The sequence below is a fragment of the Aeromonas sp. FL131 genome (assembly GCF_049860615.1).
GTDB lineage: Bacteria > Pseudomonadota > Gammaproteobacteria > Enterobacterales > Aeromonadaceae > Aeromonas > Aeromonas hydrophila.
The window spans coordinates 4,572,501-4,590,459 of the sequence record NZ_CP187595.1; the positions used below are offsets into that span (position 1 = coordinate 4,572,501).

Sequence of the window (17,959 nt, forward strand, 5' to 3'; positions counted from 1 at the left end):
CGTGAACCTTTACTACAGCTTGGCACTGAACATTGAACCTACATGTGTAGGATAGGTGGGAGGCTTTGAAGGCGTGACGCCAGTTGCGCTGGAGCCGTCCTTGAAATACCACCCTTGTATGTTTGATGTTCTAACGCAGGCCCATGAATCTGGGTCGCGGACAGTGCCTGGTGGGTAGTTTGACTGGGGCGGTCTCCTCCCAAAGAGTAACGGAGGAGCACGAAGGTTGGCTAATCCTGGTCGGACATCAGGAGGTTAGTGCAATGGCATAAGCCAGCTTAACTGCGAGACGGACAGGTCGAGCAGGTACGAAAGTAGGTCATAGTGATCCGGTGGTTCTGAATGGAAGGGCCATCGCTCAACGGATAAAAGGTACTCCGGGGATAACAGGCTGATACCGCCCAAGAGTTCATATCGACGGCGGTGTTTGGCACCTCGATGTCGGCTCATCACATCCTGGGGCTGAAGTCGGTCCCAAGGGTATGGCTGTTCGCCATTTAAAGTGGTACGCGAGCTGGGTTCAGAACGTCGTGAGACAGTTCGGTCCCTATCTGCCGTGGGCGTTGGATGATTGAAGGGAGTTGCTCCTAGTACGAGAGGACCGGAGTGAACGAACCTCTGGTGTTCGGGTTGTCACGCCAGTGGCACTGCCCGGTAGCTAAGTTCGGAATCGATAACCGCTGAAAGCATCTAAGCGGGAAGCGAGCCCTGAGATGAGTCATCCCTGACCCCTTGAGGGTCCTAAAGGGCCGTTGGAGACCACAACGTTGATAGGTGGGGTGTGTAAGCGCGGCGACGTGTTGAGCTAACCCATACTAATTACCCGTGAGGCTTAACCATACAACACCCAAGAAGTGTTCTAAGGCTTGTAGCAAATACGAACGAATTACTTACATCAGCTTTCTCAGATTGAAGAATTTGCCTGGCGGCCATAGCGCCGTGGAACCACCTGAACCCATGCCGAACTCAGAAGTGAAACGCGGTAGCGCCGATGGTAGTGTGGCATTCGCCATGCGAGAGTAGGACACTGCCAGGCACCCAATTAAACGGTGATGTGAAGAATCACATTACTGGCTGCGAGGATGACACCTCAATGAAGCGGCAGACAATTTAGCAAAAAGCTAACCAGACAGCGGAGCGGTAGTTCAGTCGGTTAGAATACCGGCCTGTCACGCCGGGGGTCGCGGGTTCGAGTCCCGTCCGCTCCGCCACTAAATAGAAAGCCCAACCTGTTGAACAGGTTGGGCTTTTTTTCATATCTGCAATTTGAAACGCCCGCTTGATGTTCGTGACCGTGACCAAACCGTGACCATTTCGTGACCAACCCCCTGATTTGACCGGAGGTCATTCTGGACATTGTTGGGTTCAATCGGTTACTATCTCTTAATAAGTGATTTCGCACCTGATTTTGGTTTTTTAGTACTTGATGGCGTTCGGCCATTCTGATCTATTACGCTCACATTCATGCCGATCATGGTTTCCCATAGAGGAAAAAAGTGATCGGCTTGGGATGTTATTGGGCGATTGGCATGAATGTTATTGAGCGATCGCCATGCGTGGGATCTTGAGTTTGCCCCGGGGTCGATTGCAGAAGATAAACCAGGCCTGACTCATCGGATCCAGCGCCAGCACGTCACTGACGATCATAGCCAGACCATCGATCGACTTGCGCATGTCAGTCACGCCGGTCACCAGATAGATATCCCCCCGCGGCGTCATGCCGACAGCGCCATCAGGAATTGCTGCAAGCGAGCGGGAGATAAGGTTGCAGGAAAGGCCAGTTGGTTGCCGGTGGGCAGGTTAAGCACTAATTGCTCATACACTCAAGTGAGATTGACACGTTCCGAATTCAAGAGGAAAATGTTCAAATCATGAACAGCCTAACAGGTTGTATTCAGCTTAGGCGGTTTACCATTGGCGACACGAATCCATGCACCATTCTCTTCTGAACATACCCTTTCTTATCAGATAAATGGTCAGCATATTGGTGCTCAAGGACGACGTACATTTGGATAAACAACTGATTTGTTTCAGGTTAACTGAATTGCGCCGGAACAATTCGATGTGCATCCCTAGTATTCTATCGATCTTAAGCATCGACAATTATTGATGATTGCAGAACTGTCCTGTGCAGCGCTGTGCGGTAGCTATGGTGTAAAATAGCTATGCTACAAAAAATCATAAAAAATAAACAGTTACATCGCTTGCCAACTCTCCAACGAATTATCATTCAATCCTGTCGGGTCACACTCAGCGCGAGACTTCTCCTGACAGGTTCAATTTTGTGCTCGTTATACACACGGAAATCACTCAACCATGAACCATGCAACTCAGTGCCTGGCCCTCTCGCTGGCCATTTTGCTTGGCGGCTGCGCCAGTGAACCCAAGCAGGTCGCAGCATCAATCCCGCTGGTTAATCAGACCGCTACCGATGGACTCATTGCTCTTCCCGCCGAGCAACAGCAGGTGCTTAATTCCCTGCAACAGGGCAATAGCGTTGCCGTTACGAACGGAACCTTCACGCCGGGGCCTGTCTATACGTCGGCCCTCGGCCATGCCTGTCGGGAATTGCTGTTTCAGCGCTCGCTCTCTAACGGCGCGTCCAGCCGCAGCGAAAAGCGCATAGCCTGCCAGCGGGCGGATCAGTGGTATCTGATCCCGCAACTGGAACAGCTTCCGGTTAACAGTTTGCAAGTTGTCGAATCGAATTGAGGATCCCGCATTGAAAAGCTCCCTTCCCCGCCAACTGGTGGTGACCCTGGCCCTGCTCGGGATGGCTCCATTGACCCTTGCGGCGAATAATAAATCCGATCCGGCGCAAGCGGGTGGACAGTCGTTTGGCTATAACCTGTCGGCACCTCCGGCTATTGGTGCCGGACCCCAGCTCGGTGGCGCACCATCGTTGAGTGGCGAAGCCAATCGCAACGCCACCACCGGCAGTTTCACCCAGCAAAATCGTCAGGGGATGCTATTGCCCGGTGAAAGCGATGTGCGCCAACTGCTGCCCCAAGCCGAGGCCGGATTGCCGCCGCCTTATGGCGCCAACCTGTTCGCCGGTGGCTATGAAACCGAACGCAGCGATGGCTTGAATGACAATTATCTGATTGCACCAGGCGACAAGCTGAATATCTGGATCTGGGGGGCCGTCAATTTTTCAAATGTAGTGACGGTAGATAATCAAGGCAATATTTTCATTCCTGATGTGGGCCCGATAAATGTCAAGAATGTACCTGCCAGCCAAGTCAATAATCTGGTGACCAGCAGGATTGGCGATGTTTTTACAAATAATGTCAATATCTACGTCAACCTGCTGACAACAACTCCCGTGAGTGTGTTTGTCACTGGCCCGGTAATACGGCCAGGCCAGTATGCGGGTCAATCCTCTGACAGTGTGCTCTATTTTTTAAAGCGGGCAGGGGGGATCGACTCGGAGCGCGGCAGCTATCGTCAAATCAAGGTATTACGCCAGAACCAGGTCATCCAAAAAATCGATCTGTATGAATTCATGCAGCACGGCAAAATGCCCAAGCTCTCTTTTAAAGATCAGGATGTCATCCTGGTAGAGCCACAGGGCCCGATGATAAATGTCGCGGGCAAGGTGCGTAATCCATTCCGTTTCGAGTTGACTCAGCGCAATACGCTAGGCTCGGAGCTGGTCAACTATGCACTGCCGCTTGCCAAGGTGAGCCATGTCGGGGTGATAGGTGACCGTCCAAGTGGTCCATTCTCCATCTATTTACCTTACAAGGATTTTGCCAGCCTCCAGCTTAAGGATGGTGACAAAGTTTTGTTCAACGATGACATGCATGCTCAGGTTTATGATGTGCAGGTCGCTGGTAGCTATATGGGGCCTTCCTATTTCACAGTGCGCAAGCAGACCAAGCTGCATGAGCTGCTCAACCATATTCCCATTGACCCACAGCTTGCCGATTACCAATCCATCTACCTGATGCGCAAGAGTGTCGCTGCGCGGCAAAAAGAGATGTTGGAAGAGTCGCTCAACCGGTTGGAGCGCAGTGTGTTTACTGCGCCCGCCAGCTCGGATGGTGAAGCGGCCATCCGTGCCAAAGAGGCAGAACTGGTGATGCGCTTTGTCGAGAAGGCCAGAAAAATCCAGCCTCTTGGCAAGGTGGTGGTCGCAGACAAAGGGATTGTTGCGAACATTCAGCTGGAACAGGGTGACCAGATTGTTATCCCGAACAGAACGGACCTGATTCAAGTCGGTGGGGAAGTCTTGATGCCACAGGCCGTGGTCTATAACGCCAATGCGACGCTCGATGACTACGTGGCTTGGGCGGGCGGATTCACCGAGCGTGCGAATGACCAGCGGATTGCCGTGGTGCATGCCAACGGATTGGTGGAGTTTAAAGATAAGGGGAGTGTCCAGCCCGGTGATCAAATCCTAGTGTTGCCCAAGGTTGACAGCAAAACCATGCAATCGGTCAAGGATATTACCCAAATCATCTATCAGATCGCCGTGGCGGCCAACGTTGCTATCGATTGATCCCTTTCCATCTCGAGCAAGGCCGGTGAATGGCGTCATTCACCGGTCTCCCGGTAATAGACGACACTATGCAAACAACGTTACACCGCCCCGCCCCGCGCAGTGCCTTTCAGGTATTACGCGATGTCACCTTTGGCCTGCTGATCCGTGAGCTGAAGACCCGTTTTGGCAGTTATCGGCTGGGTTATGTCTGGGCGTTGCTCGACCCCTTGCTCATGATAGGTGCATTCAGCCTGATTTTCGGATTGCGGGGCCACAGCGGATTTGGCGGGGCGCCGGCTCCGTTGTTTATCACGGCCAGCTATCTGCCCTTTATCTTCTTTAAAAATGTGGTCGGCAAGTTGCAATCGGCTGTCAGCGCCAATATGGGGCTGTTCTGTTACCGGCAGGTCACACCCTTTGCTACCTTCATTGCCCGCTTTCTGCTGGAGGTCACCATCGGTTTGCTGGTCGGCAGCATTCTGATACTGGGACTGCTGTGGTTTGGTTTTGATGCCATTCCTGCCGACCCCTTGCAGGTGATCTTGGGCTATCAGCTCCTGATGGTCTTTTCATTTGCCCTTGGCATCATCTTTTGCGTGGTAGGCACCCTGGTGGAAGAGGCAAAAAAGTTTCTCGGTCTGCTGATGATGCCGTTGATGTTTATCTCCTGTGTCATGTACCCCCTAGCGAGCATTCCCCAACAATATCAACACTGGTTTTTGTGGAATCCGCTGGTGCATGCCATCGAGCTGATCCGCAGCGGCTGGCTTGCTGGCTACAGCAGCCCCACTGCCAGCTGGACTTATTTTGCCGCTATCACACTGGTATTGCTCACCTTTGCCATGAGCTGTTATCGATTGACCCACCGGCGCCTGATTGCCAGTTAACCGGCCTGATGTTGAGCACTGATATTATGCTTATTCTGGAAAACGTTTCGAAATATTATCCGACCAGGTTTGGTCGCAACTATGTGCTGCGCGATGTCAATATCACCCTGCCGCGCCAGCGCAACATCGGCATTCTCGGCGCCAATGGCGCGGGCAAATCCACCCTGCTCAGGCTGCTGGGCGGCATGGATACGCCAAGCAGAGGCAAAGTCACCCGTCAATGTCGGGTCTCCTGGCCGCTGGCGCTGGGGGGAGGCTTTCAGGGCAGCATGACGGGGCGTGAAAATACCCGTTTTGTCTGCCGCATTCACGGCGTGCGCGATACCCGTGCCATCGAAGAGTGGGTCAAGGAGTTTGCCGAAATAGGCCAACACTTCGAGCTGCCCATCAAGAGTTATTCCAGTGGTATGAGATCGAAGTTTTCATTCGCCGTCAGTATGGCCTTTGACTTTGATATCTACCTCACCGATGAGATCACCTCGGTGGGCGATGCTCGCTTTAAGCAGAAGTGCATCGACGTCTTTAACCAAAAACGTGAAACCGCCAGCCTGATTATGGTGTCGCACGATATGAAGAACCTGCGTCAGCAGTGTGATATGGGGATATTGTTGCGCAACGGTCAACTGGAAATATTCGACAATATCGACGATGCGATCCGTATTTATCAAAATCTATAATAAGCACAATCAAACATGACACAACCTATCAGAACAGAAAAGTCATCACGCTTTGTACGCAAAATACGCAAGCTTGGCAAAGAGCCGAAGCGTTTCTTTATTGATTCCAGCGGTTATAAAATCGCTCATCGTTCATGGCAACAGAGTCTGAAACTGGGTAGCTTTTTATGGGTGGTCGCCTGTTTTGTCGTGGCATCGATCTATTTTGGCGGCGTTGCTACAGACCGTTATGTCAGCCGAAGCGACATCATTATCAAGCAGGCCGACCAGATTAAAATGTTGCCAGATGCCCTGTCTATGTTGGGGCTGGGTGGTAGCAATCATCAGGACGTATTGCTGGTACAAGAGTACCTGCGTTCCTGGGATCTGCTGGCCAAGCTCGACCGCGAATTGGCGCTTAAAGCGCACTACCAAAGCCATGATGCCGACTTCTTCTCGCGTTTATCGGGGGAGGCCACCCGCGAAGAGTTTCTGGAATATTACCGTGATCATCTGATCTTGCGTCTTGATGAACTCTCCGGGGTATTAAGTATCGAACTTCAGGCTTTTGATCCTATATATGGCCAGCAGGTAGTCAGCTTAATGCTGAAAGAAGCGGAAGGATTTATCAACAAACTGGGCCATCAGGTCGCCATGGATCAGCTCGCGTTTGTCGAACAAGAGGTTAACCGTTCTCATCAACTTTTGCAGGCAGAGAAAGCCAAGGTGCTGGCGTTTCAAAATAGTTATCAGCTGATCAGCCCTGAATCAACCAGCACTGCCCGCCTTGGTGTGGTCAGTGAAATTGAAGCTGAACTGGTGCGCCAGCAGGCAGAACTTAAGCAATTGCGCAGTTATATGAAAGAGAGCGCACCTGCGGTGGTATCGGTGCAAAGTCGTGTTGGTGCGTTAAGCAAGCAACTGAAACAGGAAAAGGCGAAATTGACCACTCATGATGCCGGTGCTGACAATCAAGTGGCGCCTGAGGCGATGAACGAAATCACCGCCCAATATATGGATCTGCAAACTCAGGCCACTCTGGCTGCCGATCTCTACAAAACGGGCCTTATCAGTCTGGAGCAAACCCGCGTAGAAGCCTATCGCAAACTTAAACACTTATTAGTTGTCACGCGCCCGACATTGGCGGAAGAGGCTGAATATCCACGTCGTCTCTATAATCTGACCACGGTTGGCGTATTGCTTTGCCTGTTTTATGGCTTGGTGGTGATGGGATTGGCTACATTGCGTGAGCATCAGGATTGATAGGGTGATGCAAGATATGATCTCCAACAGTGGTGAAACCGATGAGATATTAAAACTGATCCGGTCACTGCAAAATATTGGCGATCGCATTATCTCCATCACCGGCGGCCTGCAATCGCCCCTGGCCAAACACGCCGTGAAGCGAGTGCAACGAGCGCTTCGTGGAGAATGCTCTTGAAAAAAACTATCGACCACGAAGGACACGAAGGTCCACGAAGAAAAGCAGAAGAACAGCAAAAGCAAAAAATCTTGGCTTTTAACCTTCTGAAGCGAAGCGCTCTGTGGTCCAGGGCGGGAGCGCACTTTGCTTGATTTTCAACCAAAGAATAACTGTGCCCGATAATCATCGTCCCAGCCCGCTCTTTTCAACTTGTTTCGCTGGCTTGGCGCGCCACAGCAAGGACTCGACGACGATGGTCCGTAGGATGCGAGCGATGGTATGACGACGCGGAATGCCATGAGTAAAGGGTCGATATAAGCGCAACCAATCCGCTTTCGAGTCGCCGAAGGTCTGGATATCACGCCAGCCCTCAGCACCGGCCATGATGGCGCTGATGACGAGGAACATCACGTCCACCAAATCATGCTTGCGGTTGATATCAGAACGGGTTTCTTCAACGAGAGTGAGATGTTCAATGAGTGTCATGACTTGAGCTCCTCTGGACTAGGGGAGCGATTAGATCACAGACGATCTGCCAGTTCAAAATTTGTTAACAAAGTGCGATCCCGCCCTGCTCTGTGGTCAGGGCAAGATTACGAAACCCCGCGATTTTTAAGGGCTGTGAAAGAGGTCGTTTATAGTCGCAGCGATTAGGGAAGTGGGTGGCAAGCCGTTCAACAGAGACGAACTCGAACTGAGATTTTACATCATCCGTGTTGTCTGTCAGGAGCCAAACACAGCCCGTTCATGGTTGTTTTGTGGTGTCAATCGACTCATCAATACGTAACGGGAACAGCGCCATCAATTCGTATTCACTATAAAAAACACACATCGAAAATCATCATCGGACAATTAAGCTAATGAAAAGAATTAAAAGTCTCGTAAATAAATTAAAGTCTAAACTAGACGATAAGGCTCGAGAAGAAACACCTCTCGGTTATATAGGTTCTATTGATGAGGTCACAAAAAACAAAGTCAGAGGGTGGGTTGCTTTATCTAATAAGATGCCTATAGTGACACCTATTACCTTGAAGGTAAATGAATTGTCATTAGAACTCCCTGAGCTATCCTTCAGAGATGACTTGCAAGCACACGGAATTGCTAACGGGATTGCTGCATTCGACGTAGAATTTGAATCTAGCGACTACGAAAAATTAGATGTTGCAGTTTACGTTGGTCAGGATAAAGTGCTTTTTAGCAGAGCTCTGTTAGGTAATGATAATATAAAAAACAAAGACCCATATTTCATTAATTTCTATAACAAATCTATCAGTAAAAATCAAAGTTCAAGATTGGATGATGGGCTTAACATCCAATTAGTGCCGTCGAGCGAATATGAAAAATCAATTTGTTCGGAATTTTTCTATCGAATATCGAATGCCAAAACAAGCAAGCAAAAAACTATTGCTATCGGGCAGAGCCTTGTCCAAGGGATTTATTCTAATGATATTATCGAGTTGATACTCAATACCAACAAGGCAGCACAAGTTCTGGTTGAGCTACTGGATAACGAACAAATAGTAACAGCAAGTTCCAGATTGGAGATATCTCCAGGGTGGAACACTTACACTACACCCTTATCATGTTTCAATTTTGATTTAATCGAAGGTGCATCATCTATTGTATTGACTCTATATATTGACAGTTCATCATATATAGACTTGGGTGGTTTGTTAGTTAAAAATTCGAATGAAAAAATTCTAGTTTTGAAACCAAAGTTCGAAAAATTAAAAACCAATCAAGAGAGTATTTCTATAATTAACAGTAGTCTATCCAACTGTAAATTACCTCGAGAATTCATAAAACTACGAAGAAAAAATTTGATTGCTCCTGGTGTTATATATGAGGCTAAGAACGGTAATAAATCGGAGTTTATCGCAGCCAAGAGTGACTCAGGAATCAGCATCAATATAGGCAAACTGTTAGGGTACTCCAGGATCGTATACTCTCTTGATCTGAAAAATATCAAAAGCATGCCTATGCAGGGAAAAATTACTGCAACGGGTGACTGCAACAAGCTAATTAAATCAGTATATATTTATGCGAAAGGAGCACAAGACAAAATACTAAACAAATTGCGTCTATCATGTCAAAAGCTAGAAAATGATAGATATGAATGGATATTCATTTTGGATTACAACTCTATTTGCGATTTAATCAACACGACTTCTGATTATCATGAATATCGACTAGCAGTAGAGTTTAATGCGAACAATCAAGCAGCTGACTTTAGCGTGTCATTACATCAACAAACGTCGTTCAAAAAAGAAGAAATATTCTCTGCTATTGAAGACCCGGTCATCGCCTCTCAACTTGATATCATAGCCGGATACTACGATGTATTAAAAAGAAATCCAACAGAGGTGAAGACCGATACCGTTAATGTGAAAAAGTCAAAGTACTCACCAGTTGACATCGTGATTCCTGTATATAATGCAAAAGAGTTTGTGATTGAGTGTTTAGAATCAATAATCAAACACACTAATATAGCATATAGAATCTTACTAGTTGACGATTGCTCTACCGATGGAATATCCGATGTGCTTGATGAATATGCCGATAAATACGATTTTATCTCTGTGCACCATCAAGAACAGAATGTAGGTTACACCGCTAACGTTAATAAAGGCTTTGAACTAGCAGTGTCAGAGTGGGTCTTGTTGTTAAATAGCGATACTGTGGTAACACCATTTTGGCTTGAGAATCTTCTGGAAGGGACAACTGAAGACAAGGTTGCCATTATTGGCCCTCTTGGGAACGCTGCAAGTTGGCAGTCTGTACCTAATGTTCTCTCAAAGAATGGTGGATGGGACTTCAACCTGATACCAGCCGGTCTGACACCAAATGATATTGCCTTCCAGCTTAACTTAAATCGGCAATATGAATTTGCCGACGCCGGGGTATTAAATGGCTTTTGTCAGTTAATCAAAAGAGAGTTATTTTTTGAGGTCGGAAAGCTAGACGAAATTGCTTTTCCAAAGGGCTATGGAGAAGAGAACGACCTTTGTGCGCGATTAATTGCGAATGGATATCGTCTATTAGTATGCCCGAATAGTTATGTATACCATCATAAGTCAAAAAGTTTTGGGCACGACACCAGAACGGAACTTTCCGAGAAAGGCAGCGTTGCTTTGAAGAAAAAACACCCAGACTACAACTGGGGACTTGTCTCTAAAAAACTTTACAATCATGACGTTTTAGTAAAGGCACGTCAAACGATCGCTCCTCTTTATGAAGTTTAAGGAATGTAAATGAAAGTTGTATTTATTCTCCCTGTAGGTGGCGGTGGTGGTGGCGCGCACTCCGTCATTCAAGAGGCAAACGAAATGATATCTATGGGCATAGATGTTCACGTTGCGATAAACAGCGGAAACATGATGTCCATGAAAGTCAACTATGCAGATATGCCATTGGTTGTCGGTCGTTTTATTGAATTCAAAAACGAAACAGATTTGGCCGCCAACATTGCAGAAGGTTCAATTGTTGTTGCAACCATTTTTACCTCAGTAAAAATACTAAAGGCTATCAAAAAGCTTAAACCCAGTGTTATTCCTGCTTATTATGTGCAGGACTATGAACCACTCTTCTCGGAGAAGGGCAGCCCACTGTGGCAGGAAGCTTATGACAGTTATACAGCAATACCTGGCTTAAACATATTTACAAAAACCCAGTGGCAACAAAATATTGTCTATAAAAACCATGGTGTAAAAGTGGCTAAAGTAGAGCCCAGCATAGACCACTCAGTCTATTTTCCCAATTTAGATTACAACAAGCTCAGACTGTCGGCCATGGTTAGACCCAAGTCTCCCAGACGGGCACCATATCGCACTATGCGGATCCTCAGAGCCGTTAAAAAAACACTGCCACAGCTTTCGGTTGATATCTTCGGTTGTACTAATGACGAGTTGGAATCCTCCAATGTCGTACGCGATTTTGAGTTTACCAATCATGGTGTATTGAAACGGGTACAAGTCGCCAGCTTGCTTCGCGGCAGTGGCATGTTTTTGGATGCCTCAGATTTTCAGGCATTTGGCAGAACCAGCCTGGAAGCGATGGCATGTGGTTGTGTCCCGGTAATTCCTGCTGTTGGTGGTGGCTACGAATATGCAGAACATGGCATAAACTCCTTTGTGCATGATATGCAGAATGAAAGCGAAATTGTTACCGATATAGTCAAATTTTTTCAAATGCCAAGCTTCGAGAGGCAGCGAATAGTTGATGCCGCTATAGATAAATCGCAGGAATTTAGTGTGCGAAAAGCTGCTCTTACAGAAATTAGATTTTTTTCAAGCTTATGATTTATAGAGTAAACATATGACCACTTTCTATGCCACTGAAGATTTGAATAGCATACCTGGTCTTGTTGTAAAAACAGACGGAAAAAACAATAAGGTCTTAATTGAGGAAGGCGCAACATTCGAGTTAAGCCAAATATTTATCTCAGGTGACGACAATGTGATTACTCTTGGATCGTGCAACCTCTATCACAAGCTGTCAATAAATCTTAAAGGCGAAGGTAAAAACATTTTCATAGGAAAATCCGATATGAATATTCGATGTTTGAAAGTCATATCTATAAGGGGGGATGGACAACAGCTTCGGATAGGCGATAACTTCAGCTGTGGCGGATTTGAGCTACAAATGAATGATGGGAACGAAGCATGTTACATAGGAGACAACTGTCTTTTCTCATGGGATATTAAGGCTCGGACATCTGATGGGCATTCCATTGTTGATATTACTACAGGAAGAGCAACAAATATTCCTAGGGACATCTGGATAGGTAGTCGAGTGTGGGTAGGTGAAGCCGTCTACTTTAATAAGGGTAGCAAGATATCAAATGATAGCACTGTCGCATCAAGAGCCGTAGTTACAAAACCTTTTAATCGCGAGAATGTTATTATTGCGGGCTTTCCAGCAAAAATAGTAAAAGACAATGTTAGATGGGATCGGCGTAAGCCTGCTGATTATAACAGGGATACTGATTCGGTATTAGATTTAGGTGAGAGTGCGTTTCTACACGAAATTGAAAATAAAAATTATAATCTGGCATTTAAGAATTGGCTGCATGACATAAAGTCGGTAAATAGTAAAACCATATGCGCCAATCTACATTACATTGAAAATGACAAAATATTTAAAGCGGTACTAATAGAGCTCTCAAGAGAAAAATTTAATTTCATTACACCTACTAGTTTATGTGATTATGTCTATGTTCTTTACCGTACTAATCGCACTAAATATGAATTCTACAGAAGGGAACTAGAGTCTATTAATGAATTAGACTACTATACAAAAGCATGTTTTGGTTTATTGGAAAAACTAGATATAAAATTTGTCGAACAGTTACTAGAAACCAATAATAAAAAGCTTATCCTTCGCGCAATGTCGTTTTTGCCTATTCATGAGAAAAACATTAAAAGTGTTATAGAATATAAAGCACTGAATAAACTTAGTAACCCAATTCTAAAATTAGCTTACAATGATATTTTAACTAAACCATACTCACGTTCATCCGAACTTAGTATCAAAACTAATGAGAAGCTTAAAATTGCTGTTTGTATTTCTGGCCAATTACGAGGTTACAAACAAGCCTTGTCTACCTGGAGTGCTTTTGGCTTTAATGCACATGATGTAGACTCATATGTCTGTGTTTGGGAACAAATTGGAAGGAAAAAATTACATCCGTCTCATCTCGATAGGGTTATAACTCCAAATGTTTCGCAAGTATTCAAAGACTTTATATCAAGCTTTGGTTTTCCGAAGTTCGAAAAACAATTCCCTACACTCATTAGTCATTTAAATAGAACGGAGTTAATAAACGACTTAGATTTACAATCTGCATACAATACTAAGAATGTTATTATAGTAAATGATGAAGATCACATGCAGCTTTCCAATATAGAAAAGATGTATATGATGATTAACAAGTGCTGGGATATGATACCAGAACCTGGTAAATATGATCTTATTATTAGAATAAGACCAGATAGAGAATTAACTAAATTTTCATTTGACCTGCGTAAATTTAAATTCGATGATTTCTCTAATGTAATTATAGCGGATACTCCAGCTAATATTCATACAGATAACATTTATATGGGGGACCAGTTTGCTATGGGTACTCCCAAGGTTATGAAAGTCTATAGCGAGCTTTATTCAAATTATTTACAGAAATGTTCCTCACTGTTCGAAGTTGAAGGTTTCAAAAATTTGGAGCCACATGCAAGTTGCTATGCAAATCTTCTAACAAGTAATATCATGGTATACGACGCTAAAGAAGATATAAGCTTTGGTAGCTATTTTGACGGAGAGTCAATATGCATTAACACACTAGAGTCTCTTATTCTTAATGATATTTCAAAAGAATCTGATTTGTATGTCAAGCTTAAAGAAGCCATTTTTTTAGATCAGGAATAGTAATTAATGAAAAAGCTAATAGTAGACCTTGATGGAACTATAACACTTGGTAACACTTCAGATTATAGTAATGTTTTACCCAATCATGAATTAATAAGACAGCTACATGAATATAAAAAAAATGAGTTCATTATAGTAGTAGCAACAGCACGCAATATGAGATCCTACGAAGGTAATGTAGGCAAAATAAATATTCACACATTACCAGTCATTATTAAGTGGCTAGATGAACATAATGTACCATATGACGAAATAATTGTCGGAAAGCCTTGGTGTGGGCATGATGGCTTTTATATCGATGACAAAGCAGTTCGTCCTTCAGAGTTTGTCAGTATGTCATTCGACGAAATCACCGATATGTTGGCCAAGGAGAAACCATGCTCCTGATTATGTCTGGCGCATACGTTCAACAAGAACTTGGCGCTGAATTTGGTCATATCCCTCCAAGTTTTTTGCCTCTTGCAAACAAACGGCTTTTTCAACATCAAGTAGCGCTGAATCAGGAAGGTCTGCCTGTCTTTTTAGTTTTGCCCGAGTGTTATATTGTCACTGAATCAGACCAAAAGTGGTTAATCGATAATTGCGTCAATATTATCAGAGTAGACTCCGGGCTATCTCTCGGTAATGCCATTGTCACTGCATTTAATCTTATAGAAGACAAGCCAACTCAGTCTATAAGGATTTTGTTAGGAGATACCTTATTTAAATCACTTCCATATGACTATGATATTGTGTCGGTAAGTCAGTCACAGGATTTTTATCACTGGGCACATTTTGGCAGCAATGGATTTAATGCTGACACATCTTTGAGATCCCGAGACGTGGTTTGTGGGTATTTTGCCTTTTCAAGTGCAAATCTCTTTATTAAGGAGTTGGTGCTTAATAAGTTTGATTTCATTTGTGCACTCGATAAGTATCGTGTGAATTATGGTCTGACGACTTTGACTGTTGATGACTGGCTAGACTTTGGACATATCAACACATTTTATAAATCAAAAGTACAGTATACTACTCAGAGATCATTTAACGAGTTAACCATAACAGGCGAATCAGTTGAAAAGTCGAGTGTCAAACATAGTAAGATTGAAGCTGAGTCACAATGGTTCTCAAATATTCCACAAGAGCTGAAGCTATACACACCTCAGTTGCTAAAAGAGTATTCTGATAACTCAAAATCTTATAAACTTGAATATCTATATAACACAGCCTTGAATGAACTTTTTGTTTTCTCAGCTTTACCACAGAGTAAACTCCTCAATATTTTATCAAACTGTCTTACTTTTGTAGACTACTGCAAAAACAGTGTGAGAGATAGTTCATCTCAAGGTACTATCTCGGAATTATTCGGCCATAAGACCAAAGAGAGGTTTCAGCAATTCTGCTCTGACTTTGGGTTTAGTGCTCATGACAAATGGTCTTTTAATGATTCCGAACCTGTTTCGGTTCATAAGATCTTGCAGGAAATCGAGATATATTTGCCAACAGATTTATCCGCGCAAACTATAATGCACGGTGACCTTTGCTTCAGTAATATTATCTATGACTTCAGGACTGAAAGGGTGAAGGTTATTGACCCAAGAGGAGTCACACCAACTGGAGAGTTGACTATCTTTGGCGATTATAGATATGACATAGCAAAATTGTCTCACTCTGTGATTGGACTTTATGACTGGATTATTGCCGGTTACTTCAATATTTACTTTGATGGCGATAACAAAAACATTGATTTCAAATTGGATATAAATCCAGAATATTTTGAATTGCAAGATGCCTTCGTTGAGATAATATCTGACCGCTATGAGATTGATAAACTGTCTTTATATGCAATGCAGATTCATTTATTCCTGTCGATGTTGCCACTTCATAGCGACAATAAACAAAGGCAACAAGCACTCTTTGCTAATGCCTTTAGACTTTACAATGTAATCAAGAGTATTGAAGCATGATAATTATTCCAATGGCTGGACTTAGCTCCCGCTTTTTCAAAGCGGGTTATACCAAGCCAAAATATATGTTAGAACTTCACGGCGAGCCTCTTTTTGACATTTGTGTAAAAAGTTTCTCTAGCTATTTCGAATCCGAACACTTTGTATTTATTGTACGTGATGTTTACGATACGTTGGACTTTGTGAACGACCGACTCGCTCACTTGGGTGTAAAAAACTACCATATCCATGTTTTAGAGCAAGAAACCCGAGGGCAGGCGGAAACCGTATACTTGGCATTAAATAAAGATCTGAATAGTCAGTCAGCCATTACAATTTTTAACATTGATACCATCAGGCCAAATTTTTCATATCCTTCAGATGTCATTGGTACCAGCTCTTATTTAGAGGTTTTTAAAGGCGAAGGTGAAAACTGGTCATTCGTCATGCCATCATGTAACAGTGATCTGGATGTTATTAAGACTACTGAGAAAAATCCTATTTCAGATTTATGCTGTACTGGCCTTTATCATTTTTCCAGTATCAGTGAGTTCCGTGATGCATACGAACATTACCTCACCTTACCAAAAGACATCTGGGATGCCGGCGAATTGTACGTAGCACCATTATACAATTATCTTATCGAGAAAGGTCGAACTATCAAATATCACATAATAGAAAGAAGTGAAGTCATTTTTTGTGGCACACCAACTGAGTATGAAGCGTTGCAAGTTGAGTGCTCTTTAGATTAACTATGCTCAGTCATAAAGGCTTATAGATGTAACTCCACCTGTGCTGCTAGGATCCAAAATCATACGACACGAGGCATCTGTTCCATATGATATGTAGCCATATCAAATTTTCCGTAACCACCTAACTCTTATAGTCCACGTTTTTTAATTTCTCAGTTGTGAGATTTAGAACATGAAAATTACCATCGCCGGAACCGGATACGTTGGATTGTCCAATGCGGTGCTGCTGGCACAGCTCCATGAAGTTATTGCCGTTGATATTGTGCCAGAGAAAGTGGCCATGATTAATGACGGTATCTCACCCATTCAGGACACTGAGATTGAATTGCTCCTGAAAAAAAAATCGTTAAACCTGACAGCAACCCTCGATTGGCAACGCGCCTATAAAGACGCAGATTTTGTGGTTATCGCCACGCCAACAGATTATGACGTGGCCACCAACTACTTTAATACCCGTTCAGTCGAAGCTGTGATTGAAAATGTGCTGGCGGTTAACCCCAACGCGGTGATAGTGATTAAGTCAACTGTACCTGTGGGTTACACCAAAGCGATTAAAGAACAGTTTGGCACCGACAACATCATCTTCTCACCTGAGTTTTTACGTGAGGGCAAAGCGCTTTATGACAACCTGTACCCCTCCCGCATTATTATCGGCGAGCGCAGTGAACGCGCGGAAGTTTTTGCCAAGTTGTTGGCCGAAGGCGCAGTGAAGCAAGACATCCCTATACTGTTTACCGACAGCACAGAAGCAGAGGCCGTTAAGCTGTTTTCCAATACCTATCTGGCGATGCGGGTTGCTTACTTTAATGAGCTGGACACCTATGCTGAAACCCACGGTTTAGACAGCCGTCAGATTATTGAAGGGGTAGGCCTCGACCCACGTATCGGCAACCATTATCACAACCCCTCATTCGGCTATGGTGGCTATTGTTTGCCAAAAGACACTAAGCAGTTGCTCGCCAACTACGAGGATGTGCCCAATAACCTGATCCGTGCCATTGTGGATGCCAATAACACCCGCAAGGACTTTATCGCCGACTCTATTATGAAGCGCAATCCTAAGCGTGTAGGTATTCATCGGCTGATTATGAAGGCGGGTTCGGATAATTTTCGTGCCTCGGCCATTCAGGGCATTATGAAGCGTATTAAGGCCAAGGGCATTGAGGTAGTGGTGTATGAACCTGTAATGAAGGAAAACGAATTTTTCCACTCCAAGGTGTACAAAGACCTTGCTGCCTTTAAAGCGGATTGCGATGTGATTGTGGCCAACCGTCTAGTAGATGAATTGTTGGATGTAAAGGACAAGGTCTATAGCCGTGATTTGTTTGGTGCTGACTAGTGCGAACGATTTTTAAGCAATGTGATACGTTGCGGCCTCGCCTGCCGGGGCTGCATTTAGTTGACCACGAC

At 44.6% G+C, this 17,959-nt stretch carries 14 protein-coding genes, 1 tRNA gene, 2 rRNA genes and 1 pseudogene (1 of these 18 running past the window's edge); 16 read left to right on the top strand and 2 right to left on the bottom strand.

Annotation, left to right across the window (positions count from 1 at the left end; genetic code table 11):
* From ACPW75_RS21295 to ACPW75_RS21305, 3 genes are all read left to right on the top strand, one after another.
* A 23S ribosomal RNA gene (locus tag ACPW75_RS21295) occupies positions 1-840 on the top strand; it begins 2,049 nt to the left of the window's first position.
* Between the two features lie 81 nt (positions 841-921).
* Positions 922-1,036: ribosomal RNA gene (gene rrf / locus ACPW75_RS21300) — 5S ribosomal RNA — on the top strand.
* Between the two features lie 98 nt (positions 1,037-1,134).
* Positions 1,135-1,211, top strand: a tRNA-Asp gene (locus ACPW75_RS21305).
* 325 nt (positions 1,212-1,536) lie between these two features.
* Here ACPW75_RS21305 and tnpB read toward each other — a convergent pair.
* Positions 1,537-1,719, bottom strand: coding sequence for an IS66 family insertion sequence element accessory protein TnpB (gene tnpB / locus ACPW75_RS21310; RefSeq protein WP_201964321.1), 183 nt, complete (start codon positions 1,717-1,719; stop codon positions 1,537-1,539).
* 597 nt (positions 1,720-2,316) lie between these two features.
* Between tnpB and ACPW75_RS21315 the strand changes: the two genes are divergently transcribed.
* From ACPW75_RS21315 to ACPW75_RS21340, 6 genes are all read left to right on the top strand, one after another.
* Positions 2,317-2,712, top strand: a complete 396-nt coding sequence (locus tag ACPW75_RS21315) for a hypothetical protein (RefSeq protein WP_042048212.1) — start codon at positions 2,317-2,319, stop codon at positions 2,710-2,712.
* 10 nt (positions 2,713-2,722) lie between these two features.
* Positions 2,723-4,504 (top strand): polysaccharide biosynthesis/export family protein, encoded by a 1,782-nt coding sequence (locus tag ACPW75_RS21320; protein WP_270807523.1) that lies wholly within the window; start codon positions 2,723-2,725, stop codon positions 4,502-4,504.
* 68 nt (positions 4,505-4,572) lie between these two features.
* Positions 4,573-5,373, top strand: coding sequence for an ABC transporter permease (locus ACPW75_RS21325; protein ID WP_042048213.1), 801 nt, complete (start codon positions 4,573-4,575; stop codon positions 5,371-5,373).
* Between the two features lie 26 nt (positions 5,374-5,399).
* Positions 5,400-6,050, top strand: a complete 651-nt coding sequence (locus ACPW75_RS21330; RefSeq protein ID WP_042048214.1) for an ABC transporter ATP-binding protein — start codon at positions 5,400-5,402, stop codon at positions 6,048-6,050.
* 15 nt (positions 6,051-6,065) lie between these two features.
* The gene (locus ACPW75_RS21335; protein WP_270807520.1) at positions 6,066-7,292 is read left to right on the top strand and encodes a sugar transporter; all 1,227 of its coding nucleotides are present in this window, start codon (positions 6,066-6,068) and stop codon (positions 7,290-7,292) included.
* Positions 7,293-7,299: 7 nt separating this feature from the next.
* Entirely contained in the window at positions 7,300-7,470 is a 171-nt protein-coding gene (locus tag ACPW75_RS21340; protein WP_156991822.1) for an SIS domain-containing protein, read from the top strand.
* 216 nt (positions 7,471-7,686) lie between these two features.
* Here the strand turns inward: ACPW75_RS21340 and ACPW75_RS21345 are convergent.
* Positions 7,687-7,938 (bottom strand): annotated as a pseudogene (locus tag ACPW75_RS21345) (transposase family protein); the annotation flags it as partial.
* A 374-nt stretch (positions 7,939-8,312) separates the two neighbouring features.
* Between ACPW75_RS21345 and ACPW75_RS21350 the strand changes: the two are divergent.
* From ACPW75_RS21350 to ACPW75_RS21380, 7 genes are all read left to right on the top strand, one after another.
* On the top strand, positions 8,313-10,694 hold the full coding sequence (locus tag ACPW75_RS21350; protein WP_425904349.1) for a glycosyltransferase family 2 protein: 2,382 nt from the start codon (positions 8,313-8,315) through the stop codon (positions 10,692-10,694).
* Positions 10,695-10,703: 9 nt separating this feature from the next.
* Complete coding sequence (locus tag ACPW75_RS21355) at positions 10,704-11,750, top strand: glycosyltransferase (protein WP_425904350.1); 1,047 nt, start codon at positions 10,704-10,706, stop codon at positions 11,748-11,750.
* A gap of 16 nt (positions 11,751-11,766) precedes the next feature.
* Positions 11,767-13,872: an acyltransferase gene (locus ACPW75_RS21360; protein WP_425904351.1), complete on the top strand. Its 2,106-nt coding sequence runs from the start codon at positions 11,767-11,769 to the stop codon at positions 13,870-13,872.
* Between the two features lie 6 nt (positions 13,873-13,878).
* Positions 13,879-14,259, top strand: a complete 381-nt coding sequence (locus ACPW75_RS21365) for an HAD hydrolase family protein (protein ID WP_425904352.1) — start codon at positions 13,879-13,881, stop codon at positions 14,257-14,259.
* On the top strand, positions 14,250-15,818 hold the full coding sequence (locus ACPW75_RS21370; protein ID WP_425904353.1) for a hypothetical protein: 1,569 nt from the start codon (positions 14,250-14,252) through the stop codon (positions 15,816-15,818). The genes ACPW75_RS21365 and ACPW75_RS21370 overlap by 10 nt, the downstream gene beginning before the upstream one ends.
* Positions 15,815-16,549: a glycosyltransferase family 2 protein gene (locus ACPW75_RS21375; protein WP_425904354.1), complete on the top strand. Its 735-nt coding sequence runs from the start codon at positions 15,815-15,817 to the stop codon at positions 16,547-16,549. Before ACPW75_RS21370 ends, ACPW75_RS21375 begins: the two co-directional genes overlap by 4 nt.
* A gap of 172 nt (positions 16,550-16,721) precedes the next feature.
* On the top strand, positions 16,722-17,888 hold the full coding sequence (locus tag ACPW75_RS21380; protein WP_425904355.1) for a nucleotide sugar dehydrogenase: 1,167 nt from the start codon (positions 16,722-16,724) through the stop codon (positions 17,886-17,888).
* The last annotated feature ends 71 nt before the right edge of the window (positions 17,889-17,959 follow it).